This window comes from Flavobacterium sp., assembly GCF_043778725.1.
In the GTDB taxonomy this organism is placed as follows: domain Bacteria; phylum Bacteroidota; class Bacteroidia; order Flavobacteriales; family Flavobacteriaceae; genus Flavobacterium.
Window position 1 is genome coordinate 1 of sequence record NZ_JAYWFT010000083.1, and the last position, 22,623, is coordinate 22,623.

A 22,623-nucleotide genomic window follows, 5' to 3' on the forward strand; every position below is an offset into this window, starting at 1 on the left:
ACACGTTCTGTTTCGGATATTGAGCAAATTGCACGCATTTTCAGTCAAGGACTTTTTATGATTATTAGTGATTTACTAAAAATGACAACTTGCCTACTAATAATGTTTTACATGAACTGGAAACTTACTTGTATTGTTGTTCTTGCCATGCCAATTTTGTTTTTTATAACTCGAATTTTTCAACGCAAGATGCAAGTCGCTTTTGAAGAAGTTCGAAATCAAGTTGCCAATTTAAATACGTTTGTTCAAGAACGCGTTACCGGAATGAAAATCGTTCAGCTTTTCAATCGTGAAAGAATTGAACACGAAAAATTTAAAGAAATCAATCAAAAACATAATGTTGCTTGGATAAAAACCATTCTTTATAACTCCATTTTCTTTCCTATTGCCGATATTATTTCATCATTATCCCTCGGATTTGTTGTGCTCTATGGTGGATTCCATATTCTTGATGGAGATAAATTTACCACTTTTGGCGATTTATTTTCTTATACTATGTTCATCGGAATGTTGTTCAATCCGTTGCGACAAATTGCAGATAAATTTAACGAGATGCAAATGGGAATGATTGCTGCCAATAGAGTTTTTGACATTTTAGACACGCAAGATGAAGTGCAACAAACTGGAACAATTGTAGCCAAACATTTTAATGGAACAATTAAATTTGAAAATGTACGTTTTTCATACATTCTTGATGAAGAGGTTTTAAAAGGAATTTCATTAGAAGTAAAACCTGGCGAAACCATAGCAATTGTTGGATCTACAGGCGCAGGAAAATCAACTATTATCAATTTGCTAAACCGCTTTTACGAAATAAACTCTGGCACTATTTATATTGATAATCAAAATATTAATGATTTCACCTTAGAGAGTTTGCGTGCACAAATTGCCGTTGTACTTCAAGATGTTTTTCTTTTTGCAGATACCATTTACAACAATATTACACTAAACAATCCCCAAATTTCTCGCGATGTAGTGATGCAAGCAGCCAATAAAATTGGCGTTCACGAATTTATCATGAGCTTGCCTGATGGCTATGATTATAATGTAAAAGAACGTGGCGTAATGTTATCGTCAGGACAAAGACAATTGATCGCATTTTTACGTGCTTATGTGAGCAATCCAAGTATCTTGATTTTAGACGAAGCAACGTCTTCAATAGACACTTATTCAGAAGAATTAATTCAAAGAGCAACCGAAACCATTACTAGAGATAGAACATCAATTGTTATTGCACATCGCTTGGCAACTATTGTAAATGCTGACAAAATTATTGTTATGGACAAAGGTAAAATTGTAGAATCGGGAACACATTTTGAACTCGTTAATAAAGTTGATGGTTATTACAAAAACTTGTATGATTCACAGTTTTCAGAAGCAATTTAATATTTTATTTATATGAAATACGAAAAAATAAAAGATACAATCGATACCTACCATAGTGAAGGAAAAACAATTGAAGCTGCCGAATGGTTGTTGAAAATGTTTGATGTGCAAGATACCAATTTAAAGAATTTTGCTTTACGCGAAAAAGCAAAACCCGATTATATTCTATTCACTGCCGAAGGCGATTTTGGCGAAGAACAAGTAATCAGAATGCCCGAAAATGCATTTGAATTTCCGTTGCCTTTAATTTTATCACTTCTCACACACGAAATGGTTCATGTGCGTCAAAAATCTCGCAAACCTTACGTTTTAGACAAACTGGAACGCGAATGGCAAGCCTATTATGAAATGCTTTTTCATAAAATATTTCCAAATTATCTTGAAGTTTCTAATTTTCATAAAAAATTCTTCGCAGATAAAGCCTATAGTTATTATAAAAGAATGGGAGAAGGATCTGAATTGCAAGCAAAATATGCCAATCAAAAAAAAGAAATTGAAGATTTAATAGCTTCTTTAGGTTAGAAGATTTACAAACTTTTACATCCTTAAACTCATAAACTTTTAAACTTTTTTACTAAATTCGCAATTTAAATTAATTTAGAAAATCATATACAAATGACACGAGCTTTTGCGACTGCATTTTTCACAAATAAAAAATAAATTCTCGAAAAATGACACGAGCTTTTGCGACTGCATTTTTCACAAATAAAAAATAAATTCTCGAAAAATGAAATACGATATTATTGTTTTAGGAAGTGGTCCAGGCGGTTATGTTACAGCAATCCGTGCTTCTCAACTGGGCTTTAAAGTAGCTGTTATTGAAAAAGAAAACCTTGGTGGAATTTGTCTTAATTGGGGTTGTATTCCAACAAAAGCGCTTTTAAAATCGGCTCAAGTTTTTGATTACCTAAAACATGCTTCCGATTACGGATTAACAATTAAAGAATTTGATAAAGACTTTTCTGCTGTTGTAAAACGTTCTAGAGACGTTGCTGACGGAATGAGCAAAGGTGTTCAATTCTTGATGAAAAAAAATAAAATTGACGTAATTGATGGTTTTGGTAAAATAAAACCAAGTAAGAAGGTTGATGTTACGTCTGCTGACGGAAAAGTTACAGAATATTCAGCTGATCACATCATTATTGCAACTGGTGCTCGTTCTCGCGAATTACCAAATCTTCCTCAAGATGGTGTAAAAGTTATTGGTTACAGACAAGCAATGACGCTTCCAACACAACCTAAAAAACTTATCGTTGTAGGTTCTGGTGCCATTGGAGTTGAGTTTGCACATTTCTATAATGCAATGGGAACAGAAGTTACTATTGTCGAATTTATGCCAAATGTAGTTCCGGTTGAAGACGAAGATATCTCTAAACAAATGGAGCGCTCAATGAAAAAAGCTGGAATTACCATAATGACTAATGCTTCTGTTGAACGAATTGACACTTCTGGAAACGGAGTAAAAGCTTATGTAAAAACGGCTAAAGGTGAAGAAGTTATTGAAGCAGATGTATTGCTATCGGCAGTTGGAATTAAAACTAACATCGAAAACATTGGTCTTGAAGAAGTTGGAATTGCAACCGATAAAGATAAAATTTTAGTAAATGCATTTTCTCAAACAAACGTTCCTGGTTATTATGCGATTGGAGATGTAACTCCAGGTCAAGCATTGGCTCACGTTGCTTCGGCTGAAGGAATCAATTGTGTTGAAAAAATTGCAGGTTTACACGTTGATCCTATAGATTACGGAAATGTTCCAGGATGTACCTATGCAACTCCAGAAATTGCATCTGTTGGTATGACCGAAAAACAAGCCAAAGAAAAAGGATACGAATTAAAAATTGGTAAATTTCCATTCTCAGCATCAGGAAAAGCTAAAGCTGCTGGAACGCCAGATGGTTTTGTAAAAGTAATTTTTGATGCAAAATATGGCGAGTGGTTGGGTTGTCACATGATTGGTGCTGGTGTTACCGATATGATTGCAGAAGCAGTTGTAGCAAGAAAACTTGAAACTACAGGTCATGAAATTCTAAAATCAATTCACCCACACCCAACAATGAGCGAAGCTGTAATGGAAGCTGTAGCTGATGCGTATGGCGAAGTAATTCATTTATAATACAACAAGAATAGAAGTTGTTAATATGAAGTTTAAAATCCGTTTTGTTAATTCAAAACGGATTTTTTTATTTGTAAAAAAATGTACAAATGAAATTCTAAATTCTGTAACAAATTAACTTTAATAAAAATTAATTTTGCACCGCTAAAAAACAATACCTTTACAAGAATAGAAATTAGAAAAGTGCACGATATAAATCAACTACTAGCTAATATGCTTCTACTATAACACTAAATTTATATCATGAAAATACACATAAAATATATGGTTTCACTTCGCTGTAAAATGGCGGTGAAAGAAGAATTGGACAAGTTAAAATTAAAGCATACTTCTATCGAGTTGGGAGAAGTAGCACTAAAAAAGAATATATCTGGTGAAGAAAGAGAAAAGCTAAGAATTGCTCTTTTAAAAAAAGGACTCGAATTAATTGATGATAAAAAGTCCTTACTAATAGAAAAAACAAAAACTACAATTATTGAACTTATTCATTATTCTGAAAAATACCCAACCACCAACTATTCTGATTTTATAAGTGAAAAATTAGATTATAATTACAATCATCTTGCATCACTTTTTTCGGAAGTTACAGGCACAACAATTGTCAACTACATTATAATCAATAAAATAGAAAGAGTAAAAGAACTCCTTCTATATGATGAATTGAGTCTTACAGAAATTAGTTTACTAATGGAATATAGCAGTGTAGCGCATTTATCACATCAGTTTAAAAAAGTTACAGGATTGACACCTACTTATTTCAAGAAAATGAAAAAATATAAAAAACGAATTATGCTAGAAGAATTATAGTATATACAATGCTAATTAAAAAATCATTTTTAGACGGAATACTATTATTAGATTTTAAAAATAATTACGGTTTTTATATAATTATTGGATTATTAAAATTCGATTAAACACTATTAAACACCATATTATACAACTTTTTTTCAAAACAATTGTGCATAAATAAACAAGGAAAAGGTTCAGTTCAATTTGCAATAAATGAACTGTAACCTTTAGATTTAATCGTGATAATAGTATAAATTAAAGTTTCTAAAAATTTATAGAAGGTAACATAAAAATAATTAAATCCCTTTTAATCCATCAACTAAAGCATCAATCTCTTCTTTGGTATTGTAATGACTAAACGAAATTCGAAGGCTTGGTTTCTTCAAATCATCATCAGCAAGAATCTCTGCTAATACATGCGAAGGCTTTACACTTCCCGATTGGCAAGCACTTCCGCGAGAAACGGCAATACCTTTCATGTCTAAATTGAATAAAATCATCGCAGTTTTTTCTTCAGAAAACGGCAATAATACATTCAAAATATTATAGAAAGTCTCAGTTCCGTTGACTTTAATTTCAGGAAAATTAGATTTTAATTCTGTAGTACAATAGTTTTTCAAATCTAAAATGTATTTTCTTACTAGTTCTAGATCTTGGTAAGATAATTCCAACGCTTTGGCCATTCCGGCAACTTGATGTACCGATTCAGTTCCGGCGCGAAGTCCTTTTTCTTGCTCACCACCATGAAATAAAGGTTGCAATAAATGTCCTTTTTTTACATAGGCAAATCCTGCGCCTTTTGGTCCGTGAAATTTATGTGCACTTGCAACGATAAAATCTACTGGAGTTTCGTGTAGGTTAAACTCAGTTTTCCCAACAGATTGCACTGTATCACAATGAAACAAAGCCTTATGTTGTTCACAAATTCTTCCCACTTTAGCGATATCCAAAACAGATCCAATTTCATTATTTACATGCATCAATGTAACCAAAGTCTTTACATCTTTAGAGAGTAATTCTACCAAATGCGTTATATCAATAGCACCTGAAGGAAGTATTTTTACAAAATCAACTTCAATACCGTATTTTTTTTGCAAATGTTTTACCGTATACAAAGTAGCATGATGCTCAACCTTGCTTGTTACAATTCGTTGAACGTGCAAGTCATTAACGGCACTTTTCAGAATCCAATTGGTAGCTTCGGTAGCATTTGAAGTGAAAATAATTTCTTGAGCATTGCATCCCAATAATTTAGCTATGGACTTTCTTGAAGTTTCCATAATAGTTTTAGCACTACGTCCAAAACTGTGCGTTGAAGATGGATTTCCATAATCGTTTTGAAGTACATTAATCATTTCTAAAATGACTTCTTGACGAACTGGAGTTGTTGCTGCGTTATCGAGATAAATTTTTTTCATGGAGAATTTTGAAATGCAAAGATAAAAATTTCAAGCACTATTATTTTACATTTTGTTTAAAATAAACTTCGGTTGCACCCAAACCATATTTTTGATAATTGGCATCTTGAAACGAAATCATATCATAACGCTTCAACATAAAATCGAGTTCGGCTTTCAAAACACCTTCGCCAACACCATGGATAAAAACGATTTTTGGAATGCGATTTCTTATAGCAAATTCGATGTGTTTTTTTGCCGTTTCTGTTTGCATATTTAAGATGTCAAAATTGTTCATTCCACGAAAATTTTTTACCAATTTTTCAATGTGTAAATCAAATTCTGGAACGCCTCTTTCTATTTTATCCGACTTAAATTTGGGTGCATTTTGATTTTTACTTGGTAAAACATCAATACTTTTATTAACTAAAGTTTCACTTCTTATAAAGGAATTTAAATCATTGGAATTGTTTGTTTTAATCAACTCTTTGACAAAATATGTCATCAAGAAACCATCTGTTGTTTCTATGGTGATTTCGGTATTTTTTACACCTACCACAACGCCATCAATGGCATCGTCTAATACCGAAACTTTATCGCCTATATTAAATAATTGTGTTGTCATCGTCATTGTCTTTTGGTGGAATTTTAGACGAGAATTTCATCATGCCAAACATGAAAACTACGACTGAAATTATGGTTATAAACAGGTTGGGTTTTGCATTACTTTGATTCCAAAAAGCAACAAAAAAAGCAACAATCATTAAAGGTATTAAAAACTTTCTCATAAGTAAATATTTAAAAATCAAAAATAGAAAACTAATATTAGTTTACTGTATTTTAAAAAATTATTTGTAAAATTGTAGTGTTATAAAATAAAAATGGAAGAATACATGTTGCCTTGTATGTTCAAAAAACTGTTCGGAATCGATTGCATTGGTTGCGGAATTCAACGTTCATTTAACCTAATTCTTCATGGAGAATTTACGGCAGCTTTCACAATGTTTCCTGCAATCTATTCTACATTATTGTTCTTCCTTTCGGTAGTGCTTTTTGTGGTAGACAGAAAACATAACTATAAAAAATTGGTGATTTCTTTAGCAATAGTTAACGCACTTATTATGATAGTTTCGTATGTTTACAAAATGAGATTTCTTTACTAATTAAATAAACTAAAAAACAAACAAAAAATGGAAAACCAAAAATTACCCAATGCCACTGCTGTCCTAGTTCTAGGAATTTTATCAATTTTAACATGTTGCTGCTATGGAGTTGTTGGATTAGCTCTAGGAATTATAGGATTAGTTCTTGCCAGTAAAGACATGAAACTTTACAGAGAAACACCTGAAAAATTTATCAATTTTCAAAATTTAAATGTTGGAAAAATCCTTTCTATTATTGGTGTAGTTTTAAACGCTTTATCGCTTATCTATTTTATTGTAATAATAAGCATGATTGGTCTTGGTGCATTACAAGATCCTGCATTATTGCAAGAAAAAATTAGACAAATGCAAGGTTTGTAATACCTGAACAATAACAAATAAAAAATCCGTCGAGTTAAACTTGACGGATTTTTTTTTTAAAAAAGTATTTATTAATTAGAATTTTGCGCCTGACATTGCACTTGAAGCAAAAAATACAATCATACCAATTATCAATAAAAAATACAAGGAAATAAAAATTATCAGAGAAACACCAAGGTATTTGTGATGTGATTTTAAGTAACCTAAAGCCGTCCCAACTAAATCAGAACTTGATGAAAGTAATGCATTTTTCATATCAGATGCATATTTGTACAAATAATATATCGGCGCAAAATACAAAGCTGACAATACAATATAAAAAACAGATAAAAAACCTTTCATGTTTCCAAATGGTCCAGGCGTTTGAGGCAACATTGACATAACAGATGTCATGAAGATTGCAAAAATCACCATTAATCCAATACCTATAAATCCCATAATGGCTAAAAACATTGACCATTTGGCACTTACTCTTAAGGCATCTATTGCTTCTTCGTTTAATTCTTAATTCTTTTGGTTTTCCATAAAAATAGTTAATTGGTTAGTTTTTGGCTGGTTAAAATTTACTTTTCAAATTCTTTTAACGTGTTGATAATTATAGAAACACAATCTAGCAATTGTTCTTCATTCATAACCAATGGTGGCGCAAAGCGAATGATATTTCCGTGTGTTGGTTTAGCCAAAAGACCGTTATCTCTCAAAGCCATACAGATATTCCAAGCCGTATCACTTTCTTCAGTATCATTGATTACAATGGCGTTTAAAAGACCTTTACCGCGAACCAAAGTTGCGATATTCGATACTTTTACAAATTCGCCAATTTTCTCTCTGAAGATTTTACCCAATCGACGTGCATTTTGAGATAAATTTTCGTCGTTTACAACATCCAAAGCTGCAATGGCAACTGCGCCAGCAATAGGATTTCCGCCAAAAGTGGAACCGTGTTGACCAGGTTTAATAACATTCATGATGTGATCATTTGCCAAAACTGCCGAAACTGGATAAGCACCACCAGACAAGGCTTTACCAAGAATTAAAATATCTGGAGTAACGTAAGTCGCTTGTTTTTCGCAGGCATTTTCACAAGTACAATTGCCGCAAACTGCCAATATCGAACCTGTTCTTGCAATACCTGTTTGAACCTCATCGGCAATAAACAAAACGTTATTTGCTGCACACAGTGCTTTTGCTTTCGCTAAATAATCTGCTGCTGGAACATAAACTCCTGCTTCACCTTGAATTGGTTCTACAAGAAAACCGGCGATGTTTTTAGACGATTTAAGTACGTTTTCCAAAGCTTCGATGTCGTCGTAAGGAATTTTTATAAATCCTGCCGTATAGGGTCCAAAATTCTTTCTAGCATTTTCATCATTAGAGAACGAAATGATAGTCGTCGTTCTTCCATGAAAATTTCCATCGCAAACAATTATTTGCGCTTCATTTTCATGAATTCCTTTTTTCTCATACGCCCATTTTCTACAAAGTTTCAAAGCAGTTTCCACCGCTTCAGCACCTGTATTCATTGGAAGTACTTTATCAAATCCAAAATATTTTGTGATGTATTCTTCGTAAACTCCCAATTTATCGTTGTAAAAAGCACGAGAAGTTAACGTCAATGTTTGTGCTTGTTGCACCATTGCGCCAATAATTTTCGGATGACAATGTCCTTGATTTACTGCAGAATAAGCCGAAAGAAAATCGTAGTACTTTTTACCTTCAACATCCCAAACATAAACACCTTCACCTCTACTCAAAACCACTGGTAGCGGATGATAGTTGTGTGCTCCGTATTTATTTTCTAACGAAATAATTTCTTCAGAGCTGATTTTTTCTAAAACTGACATAATTTTTCTTTTTTGACCCAAACTCACCATGGGCTATTTTAAAATATCAATTCCTTCTTGTGGAGAGAAATCATCCATAAACTTTAGCAAAAGTAGTAAATTTAACTTCCGAATTTCAAATTCCAAATCTGAATTGTATTCAATTGTCACTTCGAGTGATTTTATGCTTTAAAAACGTTAGTTTTTGAAATGTAAAATTGTATTGAGAACTTTTGAAAAAGTGACACTTGTGCTTCTAAGTTCTCGATACATTTTTTTATATAATTGCTAAGTCGCAATTACATAAAAAACACTCGAAGTGACGATAGTTTAAATATCAAATATCAATTCACAAACTCGTAACCCGAAACTTTAAAACTACTTCTTAATCTTTTCCAAAATATCATTCATCATCTCAATTTGTACTTTTTGAATTTCGATTAGTTCTTGTTGTTGGTGCATGATTAAATGATCTAGTTTTTCGTCGAGCATTCTAATTTCGAGTTCCGATTTTAGATTTATCATGTAATCTTTTTTGGCTCTTTCGCGGTCTTTTTCTTCCTGACGGTTTTGGCTCATCATAATAACCGGAGCTTGAAGCGCAGCCAAACAGGACAAAATCAAATTCAATAAAATAAACGGATACGGATCAAATCCTTTGTTTAAAAGCAAGTAAACATTTGCTGCAATCCAAATCATGATGAAGATAAAAAACGAAATTATAAACGTCCAACTTCCGCCAAAATCGGCTACTTTGTCGGCTACGACTTGTCCGAAAGTTCTGTTATCTGGTTCATCTTCTACTTTAGATACAAACGAGGTATCATCTGACATGGATTTTATTACATTTTTATGTAAATCAGATAGTTCACCAACTTCAGATTGTAAAAACTTTGAAATGTATTTTTCACGGTAAATATTTAACTCTTTACTGGCTATGAACTTGCTCGTGTCAAAATTGGGATGCTCTTCTTTAATCAAATTCAAAACAGGAAGACGAATGTCGTTGCCCGAAATTTTATCTTTTACTGGAAATTCTAATCCCGAAATTTCACTTACAAATGTTGCTTTATCTTTCATCTTGCTAATTTACGTTATTTTGAACACAAAAAAACCTCACTTCAATAAAGAAATGAGGTTTCTATTAACTTTTTAAATCAATTATACTAAAGTAGCCGTTGAAGTAATTTCGGTATTGAATAATTTTGAAATTGGGCAATTTTCTTCGGCTTTAGATACCAATGCTTGAAAATCTTCATTTGAAATTCCGGGAATTTTTGCTTCAACTGTTAAGCGTGAACCGATAATCGAACCTGTAACCAAATTGATTTCGCATTTGGTTTGGATATTTTCTACTGTAAATCCGCCTTCTGTTAAAAATGCTGACAATTGCATTGTAAAACAACCTGCATGAGCCGCAGCAACCAATTCTTCTGGATTAGTTCCTACTCCTTCTTCAAAACGTGAATTGAATGAATATTGTGTATTGTTTAATGTTGTACTTTGAGTAGTAATAGAACCTTTTCCTTCTTTTACCGAACCTTGCCATTGGGCTGTTGCATTTCTTTTCATAATGTTGTGTTTTTAAATTTTTATCAAAGTTAAAAAATCATGCCCAATTGAATGTTATATAATTATTGTTATTTTAAATGAAAGGATAAGTTTTATCTTTTGGAAACTAATAAGTGATTTTTTTGTTTTTAACCACATAGAAATCATAGGATTTGGATTGTGAATAAAGTTGCTTCGCTTTTCATAGATTTCATAGCTATGCAAACTATAATTTATTTGTATTCATCCTATAAGCTCCAGTCAAAGTATAGTTATAAAAACTATGATTTCTATGTGGTTAAAAAAAACTTTTGTATTTAAAATCATTCATACAATTCCAACAACTTAGTAACCGTATTCCAATTTCTGATGGTTGCGGTAACGTTAAGTTTTTTCTCGATGTATTTTTGGTCTAAACGTGTTTTTCCTGCGCCGATGTCGTATTTTATGAAGATTCTGTTTCCGTCAATTACGGCTTCGTCGGGTTTGAATTGGCTTATTTTTAATTCGTTTATGGCGGAACTTGACAATTCTTTTGAAATAAAAGCTACGTACAACTTTTTAGTATCAACGTCTTTTTGTTTTAGAAACGGATTGTTTTTAAAACAAAACTCTAAATCGTTTTTACCAATTACAATTACAGGAACTTCGTGACCAAAGGTTTTGAAGATTTCTTGTTTGATTTTGAAACCAACTCCAAAAGCGCTTTCTTCCTCAGTTTCTACAAACACATTGCCGCTTTGGATGTAGGTTTCTACATTAGTAAACATTATGGCTTCTAAGGTAGTTTTGAGCGCATCCATTTTTATCATGTTGTGTCCTGAGACGTTTATTCCTCGAAGTAGTGCTAGGTGTTTCATGGTGTAAATGTAATGAAAAGATAAATCAAACCAACTTTACAAAATGCGGTGATTAAATAACTTATTAACCGCAAAAACGCGTTGATTAAATGAAATAATCACCGCAAAAATACCTTTTTTCAAAAAAAGATTGTATTTTTACCGCAAATACGCGGTGATTATGTACATACATCAACTTAAAAATTGGCCAAATTTTACTTGGGATTCAGACGAAGTAAGTACTTTACTTGGAGCTGTGCGTCACCAGCAAGGAAAAATATTGGGACAAATGCAAGCACTTGGTTTTGGGCAATTGGAAGAAAACATGTTAGTTGCCTTAACTATGGACGCGCTAAAAACCAGCGAAATAGAAGGCGAATTTTTGCATCCTGAACAAGTACGTTCTTCAATAGCAAGACGATTGGGCATAGAAATAGCTGGCGCAATAAAAGCAGAAAGAGATGTGGAAGGCGTTGTAGAAATGCTGTTAGACGCAACTCAAAACTACAACAAACCACTTACAGAAGAACGCTTATTTGATTGGCATGCTGCTTTATTTCCAACAGGAAGAAGTGATATGCACAAAATAATAACTGGCGCATGGCGTGATGGCAAAATGCAAGTAACTTCGGGCGCAATGGGAAGAGAAATACTACATTTTGAAGCACCAAACGCCGAAAAATTGCCAACCGAAATGAAACTTTTTTTAGATTGGGTTCAAGACGAACACAAACTTGATAAAGTACTAAAAGCGGCATTAGCGCATTTGTGGTTTGTAACAATACATCCATTTGATGATGGAAATGGTCGTATCGCTAGAGCGATAAGCGATATGCTTTTGGCGCTAGATGATGAAAGTCCGCAACGTTTTTATTCGATGTCGGCGCAAATACAAATAGAGCGAAACACCTATTATTCGTTATTAGAAAGCACGCAAAAAGGCGATTTAGATTGCACCGAATGGATGGTTTGGTTTTTAAATTGCTTACTGCGTTCGATGAAACAAACCGACGAAACGATAGCCAAATCTAGAATGCGCACAAAATTTTGGGAAGTTAATAAAACTACCGTTTTTAATGTACGCCAACAAAAAATACTACAATTGCTTTTGGATGATTTTTTTGGAAATCTCAATGTTTCTAAATATGCCAAAATAACCAAAACCTCCACCGATACTGCTTTGAGAGATTTGCAAGACTTGGTTAAAAAAGACGTTTTAGAGCAAGTTGGTGCTGGTAGGAGTACTTGTTATAGGGTTAGGTGAAATGAGTTTAGTTTTATATTAATCCTAACTGTTTGGCAATATCTTTTTTGTATTTTTCAAAAGGCTCATTTGTATTTTCTTTTTCAAAAATAACAGAACCAAAAATTTGTTTTTTTAATGTTTCTTTATCAATTGAAATATTATTAACATGGAATATTTTCTCAATTTCATCTAATTGAGAATCTGAATATATTTTTCTTTTTCTAATTAATTCATTAGAAATTTCATTATGAAATTCATATCTTCCTTCCAAATTAAACATTTGAATAAACTTATCAAAATCTTTTTCATTAGCTAGATTAGTTAATTCAATCTCAACAATATCTTTATTGTTATCAATATATTCTTCAACATTATATTTTAATTTAAATTCTAACTGTTGATCTAAATTAAACATTTCGGATGACGGCGAAATTTTATGCAAATTATCTAAACTATCAAATTCCATTTGACCCTTAAATTTTGTGTTGCAAGAATAACAAGATGGAATTAAATTAAACAATGAAATTGATAAATAAGGATATTTACTCTTTTGCAAAAAATGATCTAAAGTAAAATGATTTTTTTTCTTATCTTTAACACTAAAAGAATTTATAAAATCTATATTGCAAAAATGGCATGTTTTAAGATTATAAGTTATTTTATTTTTTTTTAATTCATTATTTTCATTGTTTATAAAACCAATAATTTTGTCAAAAATAGTTTTATTTTCATATGGGGATTTAATTGAGTTAGAGATAATATTAAGTTTCCTTTTTATACTTGAATTAATTTCATTTCTCTTTTTAGTTAATCCTTTATTTAAGTTTTCTCGTTTTAATTTATCTTTCTCTTCTTTTGGAGTTAAGTTATTTAATGACTTTATTTTTTTATTATTATCAAAATATTTTTCAAAATATTCATCAATATATTTTAACTCATTTTGATCTACATTTATTCTTTTTAGTTCTAGAATAATAGTCTTTTTAATATATTTATTAAATGATTTAACAAATTTTACTAATTCATTAAAATCAGCAGTTAAAAGTTTTTTTAAATCCCAATTTTTATCAATTTTTTTAATTTCATTACAAATTTTAGATTGATATTTAATATTGGTAGAAACAACTTCAAAGTAAGCATTAATAAAAGTTTCTTTCTCTATTTCATTTCTGTAAGGATATTTAATTTTTTGCATTTTTTATTTTTTCAATTTCAATTAAACGGTTTTTAAGTTTTTCTTCTTCTATATCTAAATACGTTTTATCTCCAAAATGAAATCTTAATTCATCAATATGATTATTTAAAATTTTTCTGACATAATCCTCACCTATTAGATTGATTATTTCTTTAAACAAAGCTAAATCAACATCAAAAGTTTCTGGCTTTTCTTTTAGCTCAATATTTTTTTTATAAAACTCTAAGAAATTATTAATTTGAGAAATTACAAATTCTCCTTTTGTATTTGAAATAAAAAAACCGTCTGTTAACATTTGATGTATATTTTCACCAAAAGTATTATCGCCTCTATATTCTCTTGGTTTAGTCTTCTTATCTTCATTAACTTCTAATAACATTACATTTTGTTTTGGAATATCTGATAAAATAAAAGGTGAATGAGTTATGAAAAGAATATTTATTCCTTTAATATTTTTTAAATTTGCATTTTCAATACTTTTTAAAATATAATCAACGAATTTTCTTTGATATTCAGGATGAAAATATAATTCGATTTCTTCAAGAATAATGTTTACATAATCATATTTAATTGTGCCTTTGGTCGCTTTTACTGAATTTAAATTATTCAAATGATAAACAATTGAGCTAACAGAATGAATCAACTGCTTTTCACCTGAACTTAGACTATCTAATTTAATTATTGATTTATCTTTATCATTATTTAATAAAATATCAATCTCAAAAAATGGTGGAGGAAGGATTTCAATTAAGGGTAAATCATTATCCTTTGAAATTTTATTTAAATCATCTGACAAATCATTTAAAGAGATATTTGAAAGACCTTCATATTTTTTCCAAACTTGATCATAAAATCTTATATAATTAATAGTTTGCATTAACTTATTAGTTATGTGACTTCTATTCTCAATCTTATTGATATGATTAATAAATTCATTTAAATTGTTGTTATGAAGCCCATCAATGAATTTATTATAATCGTTATATTTATAACAAATACCAATTATCTTATACAACAGATAAATTTTGACTTTATAAATATTAAAAATTTTATCCGAAAGATTGAATGACTTTTCTACTTCATTATATAAGTTTTCAATTTGAGTAAATGCATGAGTCTTCGTAAATGAATCATTTATTTCAAAAGTAAAATAACCATCTTTTGGTATATTTTTCCAAAATTCTTCTTTTTTTATTTCTTTTTGAGATTTATCAGTTATTTTTTCAATTTCTTCATCCAATACAAATAATTCTTTATCACCAACATATTTTTTCTTAAAAAACCTAAAATCTTTTGTTTTCTTTTCAGTAAAATTTAATTCAAAAGCAGAAATGTTATCACCAATTTTACGGAAATCTAGATTATTACTTTCAATTGGCTTTAGGAGATTGACTAATAATCTTTGTTTTAAAAGAAATTGCTCATTATTTACATCAATAATACCTGCCAATCCGTTATCATTGCTTTCTCTTTTTGGATTGATTACAATTGGTATTTGATAAGAATCATTTTTATGAAATAATTCATCTATCCAAACACCAATTTCTAATGAATTATATGCATAAATTGAATAATTAATTACCTCAGTGTAAAAAAAATCTTTTAAATTAAATTTCTTTAAATTTCCACCAACATTAATTTGTGTAGGATTTTCAAAAATGTTTTCTTTTATTTTTATGACAAAAAAAATGTTATCCTTTAAATAAAAAAACTCACAGTTTATTTTTTTATCACTTTTTTCTTTTGCCAACCTTAAACTTGCAGATGTATTAAGTTCTTTACCTTTTAATTGATAAGACAATTGGTTCAAGCAAACAATCAACAACTCTACCAAAGCACTTTTTCCACTTCCATTTTTCCCAACAATCGCAGAAATATTTATCTTATCACTATACAAGTTTTCAGGTACACTTAATTTATACTGAATTTTTTTTACCTCAACATATTTATCAAAATCAACAATTTTATTTTCACTTTTATCCTGAAACTCGTAATCATTATAAAACTGATAAACTTGATTCTCTTTCAAATTCTTTAAAAACTTTTCATTACATCCTTCAAGTGGTCGAATCGCTAATAATTTAAAACTCATATCCTTTCTATTTTCCTCAAATTTATAAAATTAAAATTTCTAGTAATAACGGTTTTCCGCATTTGCTCAATATTTATTTATCTTATTGTAAAATAACTCCTTTTTTTCTTGTTATACCTAACAGGTTAAAAAAAACCTGTTAGGATAAAACAAACCAATACATTATTTTTGCCTCATGGGAAAAAAGAAGACAGACAAAGTTATATTTGAAAATGTTACCGTGCTTGATGCTGGTGCCAAAGGTGTTTCGGTTGCTAAAGCACCAGAAGGACAAGTAATTTTTATACCAAACGTTGTGCCCGGCGATGTGGTTGATGTGCAAACTTTAAAGAAACGCAAGTCGTATTTTGAAGGTAAAGCCATTAAATTTCATTCGTTTTCTGAAAATAGAATTGAACCTGTGTGCCAACATTTTGGCGCGTGTGGCGGTTGCAAATGGCAGAACATGAAGTATGATCAACAGTTATTCTATAAAAATCAGGAAGTTTATAACAACCTAAAACGCATCGGAAAAATTGAATTGCCTGCTTTTGAACCGATTCTTGGTTCGGAGAAACAATTGTTTTATAGAAATAAAATGGAATTCGGGTTTTCGGATACGCGTTGGTTGAACGAAACCGAAATTCAAAGCGACGATTTATCGTTGAGTAAAAATCCGGCACTTGGTTTTCATATTCCTAGAATGTGGGACAAGATTCTAGATATTGAGAAATGTCATTTGCAAGAAGATCCATCTAACGACATTCGTAATTCGATTAAAGAATTTGCAGTTGCTAACAACATGACTTTCTTTAATGCACGAAATCATGAAGGTTTGTTGCGAACGTTGATGATAAGAACGGCTTCGACTGGCGAAATTATGGTTTTGATTCAGTTTTTTGAAAACGACAAAGTCAATCGCGAGTTGTTGATGAATTTTATACATGAGAAATTTCCGCAAATTACGTCGTTGCAATATGTGATTAATAGTAAGGCAAACGACACTTTATACGATCAAGACATCAAACTATATAAAGGTAGCGATTATATTTTGGAAGAAATGGAAGGTTTGAAATTTTCTATTAACGCCAAATCATTTTACCAAACCAATTCTGACCAAGCCTACGAATTATACAAAATAACTCGTGAATTTGCAGGATTGACTGGAAACGAAGTGGTTTATGATTTATATACCGGAACTGGAACTATTGCGCAGTTTGTTTCTAAAAAAGCAAAAAAAGTAATTGGTGTTGAAGCCGTTCCAGAAGCGATTGCCGATGCTAAAGAAAATGCCAAACGCAATGAAATTACCAATTGTGAGTTTTATGTTGGTGATATGAAAAATGTGTTCAATGACGATTTTATTGAAAAACACGGTAAACCAGACGTAATCATCACCGATCCACCAAGAGACGGAATGCATAAAGATGTAGTGGAAATGTTATTAAAAACTGGTGCTCCAAAAATTGTGTATGTAAGTTGTAACTCGGCTACGCAAGCGCGAGATTTGGCTTTGATGGACGAAATGTATAAAGTTACTCGTGTGCGACCTGTAGATATGTTTCCGCAGACGCATCATGTGGAAAATGTTGTACTTTTGGAACTTAAGAAATAGTAATCAGTGTTCGGTTGTTAGTATTTAGTTTATGTAGATTGAAATTAAATTTTATGAAAAAGATATTTTTATTATTGTCAATTGTATTTGCTTTTTCTGGTTGTGAGAAGGACGATATTTGTGATGCAAATACGCCAACTACGCCGAGATTGGTAATTGAATTTTATAATTACTTAACGGTAACTCAAACATTGAAAAATGTAACAAACTTGAGGGTTTCATCTACATCAGTTGTTGCTAATATTGACAAAACAGCCGTTAGCAAAATTCAAGTACCATTGCAAACTAATACAGAAACTACTACATTACTTTTTATACAAAATGGTTCTGATTTAGATTTGACAAATAACAATACTGATATTCTTACTTTTAATTACAAAACTTATGATGTCTATGTTTCAAGAGCGTGTGGATTTAAAACGTTATTTAATTTAGACCCAGCTGATCCAATAACAAAGTCAGAACCTACAATTCCAGATGGAGCTTGGATAAAAAATATTGTCGTTGTAAAACCTAATTTAGAATCTGAAAATGAAGTCCATGTTAAAATATACTTTTAGTTTATTGCTTGTCTTGGGATCACTTTTAGGACAAGCGCAAGAGGTTAAAACTACCGAAAAAAACAGTATTAAAGTCGACAGCATTAAGCCAAAAACAGAACGATATGGACTTAGAATTGGTGTTGATTTATTTAAATTATCACGTTCTTTTTTCGAGAAAGATTACCGCGGATTAGAATTGGTTGGTGATTTTAAAATAACCAGAAAGTATTTTATTGCTGCAGAAATTGGTAACGAAAACAAAACTGTAGAAGATACCAAATTGAATTTTTCTACAAAAGGAACTTATCTAAAAGCTGGATTTGATTACAATGCCTACGAAAATTGGTTGGGAATGAACAACATGATCTATGTGGGAATGCGCTATGGTGTAAGTTCATTTAGTCAAACTTTGAATTCGTATTCTATCTATAATCCGAATCCTTATTTTGGTGAAGCACCAGTAAGAGAAGTAGGTGAAAAATTTAGTGGATTATCCGCACAATGGATTGAAGTTGTAGCCGGAATTAAAGCTGAAATTGTTCCTAATTTATATGTTGGATTCAGTGTAAGATTAAATAATCTGGTAACAAATAAAAAACCAGAAACATTTGACAACCTATATATTCCTGGATTTAACAGAACTTATAACGGAAAATTTGGTGCCGGATTTAACTATACTATTTCCTACTTTGTGCCATTGTACAAAACCACAATAAAACCTAAAGAAAAAGCTAAAAAACAGTAGTTAATTGCAATTATTTTAGTTCTCTAATTCCTTTAAGGAAAATCCATTTCATAAATAACTTTTCGCCATCTTTGGTTCTGACGGCTTGAAATTTAGGCGCCAAAACTGTTCCTACAACGAAGGCAATTAAAGGAACCCAAAGCCCTTTTAAAGTTGTAAAAGCGCCCACGAGGTAGCGAACCGCAATAAACAAAATTGCAAAACTAATCAATTGATAAACAAATGCTTTGGTCTTTTTACCCATTTTTTTATAACTACTTAGATACTTTAATTTTTTTGTATTTTACTATAAAAACTATTTCTTAATTAATCGTTTACTAACAGCTTGATCATCTTGAGTTTTTATTTCAACTATGTAATTTCCGTTTGTAATATTGTCGATGTTAATTTTTTCATCATATCTAGATGTTCCATAACTAACAATTCTACCTGTTAAATCTAAGATTTTATAGTTAAAAACATCATTCATACCTTTATTATTTGCAATAATAATAGTGTTAGTTGATGGATTTGGATACAAAGAAATATTTTTATCAAAATTGTCAACATCATTAGAAGACAATGTTTGATTGATTACCATAGTTCCATCTGCACATCCTGTATGAACCCAACCAGTAAAAGGCGGTAATAAACCAGCAGGAACTGCACTATTACTAAAACCATCATCTGTAAGATCACCATCTGCATACAAAACCCATTTTACTCCATCATAACCAACTCCTATAACAATTGGAGTGCCACCAAAATTAAAAGTTTGCGCATAATTATTTTTACCATTAACCAATCCTGTATAGCTATAAGTACCACTTACATCAACACAATCTCCGGTTATGACAACGTTAATTGGAGCTTGGGCATTTGCAGTATTTTGATTAAAAAAAATAACAACAAGAATTAAAATAATTTTTTTCATGAATTTTATTATTTAAAATTAATATGAATTTTAAGAGTACTGATTTAATGTCTTAACGTTTATTTTCGCACTAAACTACTCTTCCTCTTTTTCAATCTGAAATTTAGTTCGTTTACTGCCTTCGTACATTTCGTATTTTACAAGTCTTGCTTCTAAACTTCCGTTGAAAAGTTTAATTTTTCTTGAAGGTTTAAGTCCAACAAATTTTAGTGCTTCTAGGTTAGCAGTAATAAACCATGCGTTTGTACCAGGATAATTTTGCTTCATAGTATCACCCATTTCTCTATAAAAACGTTCCAAATCTACGTCCAAACGTTCTCCATAAGGCGGATTATAAACCATTTGCAACGGACCAGAAGTTTCTTTTTTAGTATCAAAGAAATTTTGTTGTTCTATCGTAATATAATCATCAAGATTAGCATTTTTGATATTTGCTTTAGCTTTTTCTACAGCACTTGGCGCTTTGTCATATCCTTTTATAGTATAATGAAATTCGCGTGTTCGTTTCATTAAAGCATCAATAATTTGATCAAATAAATCATTATCCCAATCGTTCCATTTTTCAAATGCAAATTCTTTTCTGTTGATGTTTGCTGGAATATTACATGCAATCATCGCTGCTTCGGCTAGAATAGTTCCTGAACCACACATTGGATCTAGCAAATGGGTTTTTCCATCCCAACCAGCAAGCAATAACATTCCTGCGGCAAGAACTTCGTTTATTGGAGCAATATTGGTTGCAGTTCTATAACCACGATGGTGCAAAGAAGCGCCAGAAGTATCTAATGCAACTGAAACTTGGTCTTTATCAATATGAATGTTAATTCTTAAATCGGGAAAATCTTTGTCTACACTTGGGCGAACGCCAGTTTTATCACGAAATTGATCTACAATGGCATCTTTTGCTTTTTGAGAAACAAATTGCGAATGTTTAAAATTTTCTGAGTGAATTGTAGTATCAATTACAAAAGTTTGGTTGGCATTCAAATATTTGCTCCAATCAATACCTTGAATACCTTTATACAACAAAGCATCTGTTTTAGCCCTGAAGTAATATATTGGTTTTAATATCTTTAGGGCAGTTCTTAGCGATAAATTGGCTTTGTACATAAAACCTTTATCACCTTTAAAACCCACCATTCTTGTTCCTATTTCAACTTCCTGTGCTCCTAATTGTTGCAATTCTTTGGCTAATATTTCTTCAAAACCAAAGAAGGTTTTGGCAACCATTTTAAAATTTTCCATTTTCAATATCAAAATTCAATTGCAATTGCAAAATTCAATTGCAATTTCAATAATTAACTAAATTCCAAACTTGGAATAACTTCTGCAAAAATACACTAAATTTGCACGCTAGAAATTATATGAACAAGAATTAATGTCAAATATAGATAAACCAGAAACTCGCAACCTTAAACTCGCAACCAATAACTGGTTTGCTTCGTGGTTCGACACGCCTTATTATCACATTCTTTACAAAGATAGAAATTATCGTGAAGCTCAGATTTTTATGGATAATTTGACACATTATTTAAATCTTCCCGAAAAATCAAAAGTTTTAGATTTAGCTTGTGGCAAAGGCCGTCACTCTATTTATTTAAACCAATTAGGATTTGACGTTATTGGTGCCGATTTATCAGAAAACAGTATTGCAGAAGCTAATAAAAATGCCAACGACACCTTGCATTTTCAAGTTCATGACATGCGCGAACCGTTTGAAGATAAATTTGATGCAATATTTAATTTATTTACCAGTTTTGGCTATTTTGAAAAAGATGAAGACAACCTAAAAACATTGGTTGCCATAAAAGAAAGTCTAACCGAATACGGATTTGCTGCTATAGATTTTATGAACGTTCATCAAGTGATTCCAAATTTGGTTCCTTCAGAAATTAAAACCGTTGACGCTATAGATTTTCACATAAAACGATATGTAGAAGACAATCATATTATAAAAGAAATAGCATTTGAAGACCAAGGTGAGAAATTTCATTTTACCGAAAAAGTAAAAGCATTAACGCTAGAGGATTTTCAAAAAATGATGGACGACGCCGGAATATTTCTATTGGACACTTTTGGAGATTACAAGTTGAAAAAATACCATAAAAATACCAGCGAACGATTGATTATGATTTTTAAATAAGAAAGAATATAGATTTTAGCATAATGAATTACATTTTACCATTATTATCGGTTCTTTTAGGATACATCATTGCCATTGGATTGCGACCAAAAGCTAAAAAGAATTTAAAATTGCTTTTGGCTTTTAGTGGTTCATTTTTACTTTCATTAACCGTGATGCACTTGCTTCCAGATGTGTATGAAAGTCATAATTCTAGAGTTGGAATTTTTATTATGGTTGGAATTTTATTCCAAATCATTTTAGAATTTTTCTCAAAAGGTGCCGAGCATGGTCACGTTCATGGTCATGACAAAATGGTTCAAATGCCATGGTTACTGTTTATTAGTTTGTGTATTCACGCTTTTTTAGAAGGTTTTCCGGTTGGCCATCACCACGATTTGGCTATTGGCATTGCAATTCACCACTTTCCTATTGCAATTATCCTAACTACATTCTTCTTAAATGCCGAATTAAATAAAACTGCTTTGTTTTTATTCATGCTAACTTTTGCAGTAATGACGCCATTAGGAACATTAGTTTCAGATAGTTTTCAGCTTTTAAATCAATATTATACCGAAATTACAGCTGTTGTAATCGGAATATTATTCCATATTTCATCAACAATTATTTTTGAAAGTAGCGAAGGACATAAGTTTAATATTGCCAAGATTTCGATGATTATTTTAGGTATTCTCTTGGCTTGTTTTTTGTAAAATATACAAGCAAAAAACTTTGTATCTTAGTGCCTCA

Annotated in this window: 25 protein-coding genes; 12 read left to right on the forward strand and 13 right to left on the reverse strand. The window is 31.1% G+C overall.

Annotated elements, in window-relative coordinates; all coding sequences use genetic code 11:
- The 4 genes from ACH2CG_RS07310 to ACH2CG_RS07325 all read left to right on the forward strand — a co-directional run.
- Nucleotides 1-1,386 (forward strand): ABC transporter ATP-binding protein (locus ACH2CG_RS07310; protein WP_395063697.1); only part of this gene is annotated, 1,386 nt, incomplete at its 5' end.
- Nucleotides 1,387-1,398: 12 nt separating this feature from the next.
- Nucleotides 1,399-1,908, forward strand: a complete 510-nt coding sequence (locus ACH2CG_RS07315; RefSeq protein WP_395063699.1) for a hypothetical protein — start codon at nt 1,399-1,401, stop codon at nt 1,906-1,908.
- 205 nt (nt 1,909-2,113) lie between these two features.
- Nucleotides 2,114-3,502: a dihydrolipoyl dehydrogenase gene (gene lpdA, locus ACH2CG_RS07320; protein ID WP_395063701.1), complete on the forward strand. Its 1,389-nt coding sequence runs from the start codon at nt 2,114-2,116 to the stop codon at nt 3,500-3,502.
- A 243-nt stretch (nt 3,503-3,745) separates the two neighbouring features.
- Nucleotides 3,746-4,309 carry a helix-turn-helix domain-containing protein gene (locus tag ACH2CG_RS07325; RefSeq protein WP_395063703.1) on the forward strand — a complete coding sequence of 188 codons (564 nt, stop codon included), beginning with the start codon at nt 3,746-3,748 and terminating at the stop codon, nt 4,307-4,309.
- A gap of 278 nt (nt 4,310-4,587) precedes the next feature.
- Here ACH2CG_RS07325 and ACH2CG_RS07330 read toward each other — a convergent pair whose 3' ends face one another.
- The 3 genes from ACH2CG_RS07330 to ACH2CG_RS07340 are packed head-to-tail and all read right to left on the reverse strand — an operon-like array spanning nt 4,588 to nt 6,476.
- On the reverse strand, nt 4,588-5,709 hold the full coding sequence (locus tag ACH2CG_RS07330; protein ID WP_395063705.1) for a cysteine desulfurase family protein: 1,122 nt from the start codon (nt 5,707-5,709) through the stop codon (nt 4,588-4,590).
- A gap of 40 nt (nt 5,710-5,749) precedes the next feature.
- The gene (locus ACH2CG_RS07335; RefSeq protein WP_395063707.1) at nt 5,750-6,313 is read right to left on the reverse strand and encodes a Smr/MutS family protein; all 564 of its coding nucleotides are present in this window, start codon (nt 6,311-6,313) and stop codon (nt 5,750-5,752) included.
- The gene (locus tag ACH2CG_RS07340; protein WP_395063709.1) at nt 6,294-6,476 is read right to left on the reverse strand and encodes a hypothetical protein; all 183 of its coding nucleotides are present in this window, start codon (nt 6,474-6,476) and stop codon (nt 6,294-6,296) included. Before ACH2CG_RS07340 ends, ACH2CG_RS07335 begins: the two co-directional genes overlap by 20 nt.
- Nucleotides 6,477-6,569: 93 nt before the next feature.
- Between ACH2CG_RS07340 and ACH2CG_RS07345 the strand changes: the two genes are divergently transcribed.
- A complete protein-coding gene (locus tag ACH2CG_RS07345; protein WP_395063711.1) occupies nt 6,570-6,851 on the forward strand; it encodes a DUF2752 domain-containing protein in 282 nt (93 codons plus the stop codon).
- A 27-nt stretch (nt 6,852-6,878) separates the two neighbouring features.
- Nucleotides 6,879-7,211 carry a CCC motif membrane protein gene (locus tag ACH2CG_RS07350; protein WP_395063713.1) on the forward strand — a complete coding sequence of 111 codons (333 nt, stop codon included), beginning with the start codon at nt 6,879-6,881 and terminating at the stop codon, nt 7,209-7,211.
- Between the two features lie 75 nt (nt 7,212-7,286).
- Here the strand turns inward: ACH2CG_RS07350 and ACH2CG_RS07355 are convergent, their stop codons facing one another.
- From ACH2CG_RS07355 to ACH2CG_RS07375, 5 genes are all read right to left on the reverse strand, one after another.
- Nucleotides 7,287-7,664, reverse strand: a complete 378-nt coding sequence (locus ACH2CG_RS07355; RefSeq protein ID WP_395063715.1) for a hypothetical protein — start codon at nt 7,662-7,664, stop codon at nt 7,287-7,289.
- Nucleotides 7,665-7,774: 110 nt separating this feature from the next.
- Complete coding sequence (gene rocD / locus ACH2CG_RS07360; RefSeq protein ID WP_395063717.1) at nt 7,775-9,055, reverse strand: ornithine--oxo-acid transaminase; 1,281 nt, start codon at nt 9,053-9,055, stop codon at nt 7,775-7,777.
- 357 nt (nt 9,056-9,412) lie between these two features.
- The gene (locus tag ACH2CG_RS07365) at nt 9,413-10,114 is read right to left on the reverse strand and encodes a DUF1003 domain-containing protein (RefSeq protein WP_395063719.1); all 702 of its coding nucleotides are present in this window, start codon (nt 10,112-10,114) and stop codon (nt 9,413-9,415) included.
- Between the two features lie 81 nt (nt 10,115-10,195).
- Entirely contained in the window at nt 10,196-10,606 is a 411-nt protein-coding gene (locus tag ACH2CG_RS07370; protein WP_395063721.1) for an OsmC family protein, read from the reverse strand.
- Nucleotides 10,607-10,908: 302 nt separating this feature from the next.
- Complete coding sequence (locus tag ACH2CG_RS07375; RefSeq protein ID WP_395063723.1) at nt 10,909-11,445, reverse strand: DUF1697 domain-containing protein; 537 nt, start codon at nt 11,443-11,445, stop codon at nt 10,909-10,911.
- A gap of 160 nt (nt 11,446-11,605) precedes the next feature.
- Here ACH2CG_RS07375 and ACH2CG_RS07380 point away from each other — a divergent pair, with 160 nt between their 5' ends.
- Nucleotides 11,606-12,688: a Fic family protein gene (locus ACH2CG_RS07380; RefSeq protein WP_395063725.1), complete on the forward strand. Its 1,083-nt coding sequence runs from the start codon at nt 11,606-11,608 to the stop codon at nt 12,686-12,688.
- A 13-nt stretch (nt 12,689-12,701) separates the two neighbouring features.
- On the opposite strand, the gene ACH2CG_RS07385 is transcribed toward ACH2CG_RS07380, so the two are convergent.
- Nucleotides 12,702-13,865 carry a hypothetical protein gene (locus ACH2CG_RS07385; protein WP_395063727.1) on the reverse strand — a complete coding sequence of 388 codons (1,164 nt, stop codon included), beginning with the start codon at nt 13,863-13,865 and terminating at the stop codon, nt 12,702-12,704.
- Nucleotides 13,852-15,957, reverse strand: coding sequence for an AAA family ATPase (locus ACH2CG_RS07390; protein ID WP_395063729.1), 2,106 nt, complete (start codon nt 15,955-15,957; stop codon nt 13,852-13,854). The genes ACH2CG_RS07385 and ACH2CG_RS07390 overlap by 14 nt, the downstream gene beginning before the upstream one ends.
- Nucleotides 15,958-16,132: 175 nt before the next feature.
- Here ACH2CG_RS07390 and rlmD point away from each other — a divergent pair, with 175 nt between their 5' ends.
- The 3 genes from rlmD to ACH2CG_RS07405 are packed head-to-tail and all read left to right on the forward strand — an operon-like array spanning nt 16,133 to nt 18,838.
- The gene (rlmD, locus tag ACH2CG_RS07395; protein WP_395063731.1) at nt 16,133-17,551 is read left to right on the forward strand and encodes a 23S rRNA (uracil(1939)-C(5))-methyltransferase RlmD; all 1,419 of its coding nucleotides are present in this window, start codon (nt 16,133-16,135) and stop codon (nt 17,549-17,551) included.
- Nucleotides 17,552-17,604: 53 nt separating this feature from the next.
- Nucleotides 17,605-18,111: a DUF6452 family protein gene (locus tag ACH2CG_RS07400; RefSeq protein ID WP_395063733.1), complete on the forward strand. Its 507-nt coding sequence runs from the start codon at nt 17,605-17,607 to the stop codon at nt 18,109-18,111.
- Complete coding sequence (locus ACH2CG_RS07405) at nt 18,092-18,838, forward strand: DUF6048 family protein (protein ID WP_395063735.1); 747 nt, start codon at nt 18,092-18,094, stop codon at nt 18,836-18,838. Before ACH2CG_RS07400 ends, ACH2CG_RS07405 begins: the two co-directional genes overlap by 20 nt.
- Nucleotides 18,839-18,848: 10 nt before the next feature.
- On the opposite strand, the gene ACH2CG_RS07410 is transcribed toward ACH2CG_RS07405, so the two are convergent.
- The 3 genes from ACH2CG_RS07410 to ACH2CG_RS07420 all read right to left on the reverse strand — a co-directional run bounded on the left by ACH2CG_RS07410 (nt 18,849) and on the right by ACH2CG_RS07420 (nt 20,996).
- Nucleotides 18,849-19,082 (reverse strand): hypothetical protein, encoded by a 234-nt coding sequence (locus ACH2CG_RS07410; RefSeq protein ID WP_395063737.1) that lies wholly within the window; start codon nt 19,080-19,082, stop codon nt 18,849-18,851.
- A 51-nt stretch (nt 19,083-19,133) separates the two neighbouring features.
- Nucleotides 19,134-19,751 carry a T9SS type A sorting domain-containing protein gene (locus ACH2CG_RS07415; RefSeq protein ID WP_395063739.1) on the reverse strand — a complete coding sequence of 206 codons (618 nt, stop codon included), beginning with the start codon at nt 19,749-19,751 and terminating at the stop codon, nt 19,134-19,136.
- A 75-nt stretch (nt 19,752-19,826) separates the two neighbouring features.
- Entirely contained in the window at nt 19,827-20,996 is a 1,170-nt protein-coding gene (locus ACH2CG_RS07420; protein ID WP_395063741.1) for a class I SAM-dependent RNA methyltransferase, read from the reverse strand.
- Between the two features lie 133 nt (nt 20,997-21,129).
- Here ACH2CG_RS07420 and ACH2CG_RS07425 point away from each other — a divergent pair, with 133 nt between their 5' ends.
- Both ACH2CG_RS07425 and ACH2CG_RS07430 read left to right on the forward strand, forming a co-directional pair.
- On the forward strand, nt 21,130-21,894 hold the full coding sequence (locus tag ACH2CG_RS07425) for an SAM-dependent methyltransferase (RefSeq protein WP_395063743.1): 765 nt from the start codon (nt 21,130-21,132) through the stop codon (nt 21,892-21,894).
- Nucleotides 21,895-21,917: 23 nt separating this feature from the next.
- Nucleotides 21,918-22,586 (forward strand): ZIP family metal transporter, encoded by a 669-nt coding sequence (locus ACH2CG_RS07430; RefSeq protein ID WP_395063745.1) that lies wholly within the window; start codon nt 21,918-21,920, stop codon nt 22,584-22,586.
- The last annotated feature ends 37 nt before the right edge of the window (nt 22,587-22,623 follow it).

Bases quoted from the DNA above. Each gene is read 5' to 3' on its own strand.
- rlmD (WP_395063731.1), top strand. From the start codon at position 16,133: ATGGGAAAAAAGAAGACAGACAAAGTTATATTTGAAAATGTTACCGTG.
- ACH2CG_RS07315 (WP_395063699.1), top strand. From the start codon at position 1,399: ATGAAATACGAAAAAATAAAAGATACAATCGATACCTACCATAGTGAA.
- ACH2CG_RS07365 (WP_395063719.1), bottom strand. From the start codon at position 10,114: ATGAAAGATAAAGCAACATTTGTAAGTGAAATTTCGGGATTAGAATTT.
- ACH2CG_RS07405 (WP_395063735.1), top strand. From the start codon at position 18,092: ATGTTAAAATATACTTTTAGTTTATTGCTTGTCTTGGGATCACTTTTA.
- ACH2CG_RS07390 (WP_395063729.1), bottom strand. From the start codon at position 15,957: ATGAGTTTTAAATTATTAGCGATTCGACCACTTGAAGGATGTAATGAA.
- ACH2CG_RS07430 (WP_395063745.1), top strand. From the start codon at position 21,918: ATGAATTACATTTTACCATTATTATCGGTTCTTTTAGGATACATCATT.
- ACH2CG_RS07330 (WP_395063705.1), bottom strand. From the start codon at position 5,709: ATGAAAAAAATTTATCTCGATAACGCAGCAACAACTCCAGTTCGTCAA.
- ACH2CG_RS07380 (WP_395063725.1), top strand. From the start codon at position 11,606: ATGTACATACATCAACTTAAAAATTGGCCAAATTTTACTTGGGATTCA.
- ACH2CG_RS07325 (WP_395063703.1), top strand. From the start codon at position 3,746: ATGAAAATACACATAAAATATATGGTTTCACTTCGCTGTAAAATGGCG.
- ACH2CG_RS07355 (WP_395063715.1), bottom strand. From the start codon at position 7,664: ATGTTTTTAGCCATTATGGGATTTATAGGTATTGGATTAATGGTGATT.
- ACH2CG_RS07335 (WP_395063707.1), bottom strand. From the start codon at position 6,313: ATGACAACACAATTATTTAATATAGGCGATAAAGTTTCGGTATTAGAC.
- ACH2CG_RS07415 (WP_395063739.1), bottom strand. From the start codon at position 19,751: ATGAAAAAAATTATTTTAATTCTTGTTGTTATTTTTTTTAATCAAAAT.
- ACH2CG_RS07345 (WP_395063711.1), top strand. From the start codon at position 6,570: ATGGAAGAATACATGTTGCCTTGTATGTTCAAAAAACTGTTCGGAATC.
- lpdA (WP_395063701.1), top strand. From the start codon at position 2,114: ATGAAATACGATATTATTGTTTTAGGAAGTGGTCCAGGCGGTTATGTT.
- ACH2CG_RS07370 (WP_395063721.1), bottom strand. From the start codon at position 10,606: ATGAAAAGAAATGCAACAGCCCAATGGCAAGGTTCGGTAAAAGAAGGA.
- ACH2CG_RS07340 (WP_395063709.1), bottom strand. From the start codon at position 6,476: ATGAGAAAGTTTTTAATACCTTTAATGATTGTTGCTTTTTTTGTTGCT.
- ACH2CG_RS07375 (WP_395063723.1), bottom strand. From the start codon at position 11,445: ATGAAACACCTAGCACTACTTCGAGGAATAAACGTCTCAGGACACAAC.
- ACH2CG_RS07350 (WP_395063713.1), top strand. From the start codon at position 6,879: ATGGAAAACCAAAAATTACCCAATGCCACTGCTGTCCTAGTTCTAGGA.
- ACH2CG_RS07425 (WP_395063743.1), top strand. From the start codon at position 21,130: ATGTCAAATATAGATAAACCAGAAACTCGCAACCTTAAACTCGCAACC.
- ACH2CG_RS07400 (WP_395063733.1), top strand. From the start codon at position 17,605: ATGAAAAAGATATTTTTATTATTGTCAATTGTATTTGCTTTTTCTGGT.
- ACH2CG_RS07420 (WP_395063741.1), bottom strand. From the start codon at position 20,996: ATGGAAAATTTTAAAATGGTTGCCAAAACCTTCTTTGGTTTTGAAGAA.
- rocD (WP_395063717.1), bottom strand. From the start codon at position 9,055: ATGTCAGTTTTAGAAAAAATCAGCTCTGAAGAAATTATTTCGTTAGAA.
- ACH2CG_RS07385 (WP_395063727.1), bottom strand. From the start codon at position 13,865: ATGCAAAAAATTAAATATCCTTACAGAAATGAAATAGAGAAAGAAACT.
- ACH2CG_RS07410 (WP_395063737.1), bottom strand. From the start codon at position 19,082: ATGGGTAAAAAGACCAAAGCATTTGTTTATCAATTGATTAGTTTTGCA.